Source organism: Nioella sp., from assembly GCF_964229645.1.
Lineage (GTDB): Bacteria > Pseudomonadota > Alphaproteobacteria > Rhodobacterales > Rhodobacteraceae > Nioella.
In genome coordinates, this window is record NZ_CAXREX010000006.1 from 1 (window position 1) to 4,281 (window position 4,281).

Here is a 4,281-nt window from a genome sequence, read left to right on the forward strand (position 1 = left end):
TACGGGCGGCTGGCATCGCGGGGCGAGGCACCCTAGACTGCCGGGCAAACAGCCACCAGCGACACGCCAGATGGACCCGCATACCACCGCCTTCCTGCATGCCCCGATCGGGATCGTCCTGCTTGAAAACCGGGTGATCCGGGCGGCGAACCTGCGTTTTGCAGAGATGTTCCGGGGGCCGCTCGACGGGTTCGACGGCATGGACATGGCGCGGCTTTACCCGTCGGTCGAGGATTACCAGCGGATCGGGGAGCGCGGGCTGGCCGCCATGCGCCAGAGCGGCGCCTATGACGATGAGCGGATCATGCAGCGACTGGACGGAGAGCTTTTCTGGTGCAGGAGCCGGGGTCGGTCGCTGACGCCCGAAGACCCGTTCGCACGCGGCGTGTGGTCCTTTTCCGACCTGTCAGAAGCACGCCCCGTGGTGCAGCTGACCCCGCGCGAGCGTGAAGTGGCAATGCTGACCGGCAAGGGCATGACATCCAAGGAAATCGGCCGCGCACTGGACCTGTCCTACCGCACCGTCGAACAGCATCGCGCACGGCTTTTGCAGAAATTCGACGCGCGCAATATCGCCGAACTGGTCGCGCGGTTTTCCGGCATGCCGTTCTAACACCGGCAGGCTTGACGCATATCAAGGGACAGGCGCGCCGTCCGGCGTAAAAACAGGCAGTTTCAATGACAGCCGGTTCCTGCCCCGTGGTTTACCAAGTCCTTTACGCCAGCCGCACCAACCCCGCCCTGCCCCGCACGGTCGATCTCGACATCCTGCACACGGCCTGGGAACGCAACAACACCATGGCCCTGACCGGGTTCCTGATGCGGATCGGCGAGCGCTACTTTCAACTTCTCGAAGGCCCACCCGAGGCCGTCGGCGAGGTGATGGCCTCGATCCGTGCCGATGACCGCCACTCCGACGTTCAGGTTCTGAGTGAGGGCGAGGCTGACCAGAGACGCTTTTCGAAATGGCTCATGGCTTACGAGGACGCCTCGGACGATGACGAGGGGCGCATGCTGCAAGGTTGGCCGATCGCCGAGGGCGCGGCGGAAACGATCGTCGGGCTGATGCAGAAACACGCCCGGGGCCGCGCACCGTCCGATATGCTGCGCAAGCCTATGACCTGATCGGTCCCTCTGCCTCCGCAGCGGCCATGAAGGATGGCGGCGTGCGGCGTTCGTCTTGCGGGGTCCGCCCGAACACCGAGCGATAAAGGCGCGACAGGTGGGAGGGGCTGCTGCACCCGACCTCATGCGCAATGTCCGGAATGGACCGCGCGGAGAAGCGCACCAGCTGGCGGGCGGCCCGCATGCGCAAGAGGCGGTAGTAGGACGAGGGACTTTGCCCCGTCACGCTTTTGAACCGGCGTTCCAGCTGTCGCTGCGACAGACGCAGGCGCGCCGCGACCTCGGCGATCTGGATCGGATCGTCAAGATGGGCCTGCAGAATGGCGATGGCGTCGCGCACCGGTTCGGGCATCGTGGCCTCGAGCGCGTCGGTCTGTGCCGCTGGCACCTGCTGACGTGCGCCGGGGCCACGCACCTGTGGATGCTGGAACCAGCAGGCCGTCTCGGTCGCGATGGCAGCGCCCAAGTGGTCCCGGACAAGATGCAGCATCAGGTCAAATCCCGCCGCCGCGCCCGAGGCCGTCAGGCATGCGCCGTCGCGCTCGATCAGCTCATCCGAGCAGAGGACATCGGGAAACTCGGCTGCGAAGGCGGTGCGATAGCACCAATGCACGCTGACCCGCTTGCCGCGCAGAACGCCCGCACGGGCCAGGGGGAAGATCCCGCCGCTGATCGCCCCGACCGTCACCCCATGCCGCGACAGGCGGCGCAGAACGGCGCTGGCCGCATCCGGCGTGGGGTCCGCGCCGCTCAGCACGAACAACATGCCCGGCACAGGGCCGTCAGTCGCCGCTGCATCCGCTGCGACGCTGACCCGCGCGCTGGAGGCAACGGGCGCGCCGTCCAGTGACAGCAACCGCCAGTCGAACACCCTGCGCCCCGCGATTTCATTTGCGACGCGCAAAGGCTCGATAGCCGATGTCAGGCAGGACATCGGAAAGCCGGGCAGCATGAGAAAGCCAAGCACCATCGGCTCCGGCCTGGGAACGATCATGGGCGCAGGCATCAGATGTCCAGCGTGTTTTCCTTTTCCCAACGGCTGAAGTGGGACACGAAATCATCCCATTCCTGCTGCTTGAGCTTCAGGAACGCCGCCGAGAACTCTTCCCCCATTGCGGCCTTCAGACCCTTGTCCTTGTCATAAGCCCTGAGCGCGTCGAGCATGTTCAGGGGCAGCTTGGGCGCGCCGCGCACCTTGTGGCCCTCGGCATACATGTCGATGTCATGGCGCTTGCCGGGATCGGACTGGTTGCGGATACCGTCAAGCCCCGCCGCGATAATGACAGCCTGCAACAAGTATGGGTTCGCTGCCCCGTCGGGCAGGCGCAGCTCGAACCGGCCGGGGCCGGGGACGCGCACCATGTGGGTGCGGTTGTTGCCGGTCCAGGTCACGGTATTGGGGGCCCAAGTGGCCCCGGACATAGTGCGCGGCGCGTTGATCCGCTTGTAGCTGTTGACGGTCGGGTTGGTGATCGCGGCCATCGCGCTTGCGTGGCTCATGATGCCGCCAAGGAAGTGCTTGCCCTGCTCTCCCAGGCCCACCTCGCCCGTGGGACCATCGCCCGCGCTCGCGAAGACATTGGTGCTGGCCGCTTCCCCCGGCGCGTCCCAGACCGAGACATGCACATGACAGCCGTTTCCGGTCAGCCCCTCGACGGGCTTGGGCATGAAGGTGGCGCGCAGCCCGTGCTTTTCGGCCACCGACTTGACCATGAACTTGAAGAAGCTGTGCTTGTCGGCGGTGGCCAGCACGTCGTCGAATTCCCAGTTCATCTCGAACTGGCCATTCGCATCCTCGTGGTCGTTCTGGTACGGGCCCCAGCCCAGCTCCAGCATGTAATCGCAGATCTCGCGCACCACGTCATAGCGGCGCATCACCGCCTGCTGGTCATAGCAGGGCTTGGAGGCGGTGTCGTATTCGTCGGAAATCCGCGCGCCATCGGCGGTGAGCAGGAAGAATTCCGCCTCCACGCCCGTCTTCACGTGCAGCCCCATCTCGGCGGCCTCGCCGATCAGCTTGCGCAGCACGTTGCGCGGGGCCTGGGCGACCTCTTGGTCTTCCATCACGCAGGTGCTGGCGACCCAGGCGACCTCGGGCTTCCACGGCAGCTGGATGACCGAGGAAGGGTCGGGCACCGCCAGCATGTCGGGATGCGCAGGCGTCATGTCGAGCCAGGTGGCAAAGCCCGCGAAGCCCGCGCCCTCTGCCTGCATGTCGGCAATCGCCTGCGCGGGCACCAGTTTCGCCCGCTGCCCGCCGAAAAGGTCGGTGAAAGAGATCATGAAATACTTGATGCCGCGTTCGGCGGCGAAGGCTGCCAGGTCCTGTGTCATCGTCTATTCCCGTTTCCCTGTTACTTCATCGTGAAAAGAAAACGGCGCGGGCCGGGCTGGCCTGCGCCGTCTGTGTCATCGTCAGAACCCTGCGCCGGGCTTGCCGGGGTACCAGTCGGTGCCCGCCAGCGGAACCTGCGCCATGGCGGCGGCCTCCATCGTCAGGGCGCAGAGATCCTCGGGTTCGAGATTGTGCAGGTGGTTGTGACCGCAGGCGCGCGCGATGGTCTGCGCCTCCAGCGTCATGACCTTTAGGTAGTTGCGCAGGCGACGCCCCCCTTCGACCGGGTCAAGCCGCGCGGCAAGGCTTGGGTCCTGCGTGGTGATCCCGGCGGGATCCAGCCCCTCGTGCCAGTCATCATAGGCCCCGGTCGTGGTGCCGAGCTTCTGATATTCGGCCTCCCATTTCGGGTCGTTGTCGCCGATGGCCACCATGGCCGCGGTGCCGATGCTGACCGCGTCGGCCCCAAGCGCCAGCGCCTTGGCCACGTCAGCCCCGGTGCGGATGCCGCCCGAAACGACAAGCTGCACTTCGCGGTGCATGCCAAGGTCTTGCAGGGCTTTCACGGCGGGGCGGATGCAGGCCAGAGTCGGAATGCCCACATGCTCGATGAACACGTCCTGCGTGGCCGCCGTGCCGCCTTGCATGCCGTCGATCACCACCACGTCGGCCCCGGCCTTCACCGCGAGCGCCGTGTCGTAATAGGGCCGCGTTGCCCCCACCTTGACGTAGATGGGCACCCGCCAGCCGGTGATCTCGCGCAGTTCGAGGATCTTGATTTCCAGGTCATCGGGCCCGGTCCAGTCAGGGTGACGGCAGGC

At 65.9% G+C, this 4,281-nt stretch carries 5 protein-coding genes; 2 read left to right on the forward strand and 3 right to left on the reverse strand.

All coding sequences use genetic code 11. The features are described 5' to 3' along the window. Positions 1–70 precede the first annotated feature (70 nt). Entirely contained in the window at positions 71–613 is a 543-nt protein-coding gene (locus ACEQXV_RS00340) for a LuxR C-terminal-related transcriptional regulator (RefSeq protein WP_370251072.1), read from the forward strand. A gap of 65 nt (positions 614–678) precedes the next feature. Beyond that, positions 679–1,125, forward strand: coding sequence for a BLUF domain-containing protein (locus ACEQXV_RS00345; RefSeq protein WP_372524948.1), 447 nt, complete (start codon positions 679–681; stop codon positions 1,123–1,125). On the opposite strand, the gene ACEQXV_RS00350 is transcribed toward ACEQXV_RS00345, so the two are convergent. The 3 genes from ACEQXV_RS00350 to ACEQXV_RS00360 all read right to left on the reverse strand — a co-directional run. Beyond that, positions 1,115–2,131 carry a GlxA family transcriptional regulator gene (locus ACEQXV_RS00350; RefSeq protein WP_370251070.1) on the reverse strand — a complete coding sequence of 339 codons (1,017 nt, stop codon included), beginning with the start codon at positions 2,129–2,131 and terminating at the stop codon, positions 1,115–1,117. The two genes, ACEQXV_RS00345 and ACEQXV_RS00350, sit on opposite strands and share 11 nt — an antisense overlap. After that, positions 2,131–3,459 (reverse strand): type III glutamate--ammonia ligase, encoded by a 1,329-nt coding sequence (gene glnT / locus ACEQXV_RS00355; protein WP_370267343.1) that lies wholly within the window; start codon positions 3,457–3,459, stop codon positions 2,131–2,133. The genes ACEQXV_RS00350 and glnT overlap by 1 nt, the downstream gene beginning before the upstream one ends. 81 nt (positions 3,460–3,540) lie before the next feature. Beyond that, positions 3,541–4,281, reverse strand: a 741-nt coding sequence (locus ACEQXV_RS00360; protein ID WP_370267345.1) for an FMN-binding glutamate synthase family protein, incomplete at its 5' end; no start/stop codon positions are given.

What these genes read in the sequence shown, in the direction of transcription:
- ACEQXV_RS00340 (WP_370251072.1), top strand. Translation starts at nt 71, where the DNA reads ATGGACCCGCATACCACCGCCTTCCTGCATGCCCCGATCGGGATCGTC.
- ACEQXV_RS00345 (WP_372524948.1), top strand. Translation starts at nt 679, where the DNA reads ATGACAGCCGGTTCCTGCCCCGTGGTTTACCAAGTCCTTTACGCCAGC.
- ACEQXV_RS00350 (WP_370251070.1), bottom strand. Translation starts at nt 2,131, where the DNA reads ATGCCTGCGCCCATGATCGTTCCCAGGCCGGAGCCGATGGTGCTTGGC.
- glnT (WP_370267343.1), bottom strand. Translation starts at nt 3,459, where the DNA reads ATGACACAGGACCTGGCAGCCTTCGCCGCCGAACGCGGCATCAAGTAT.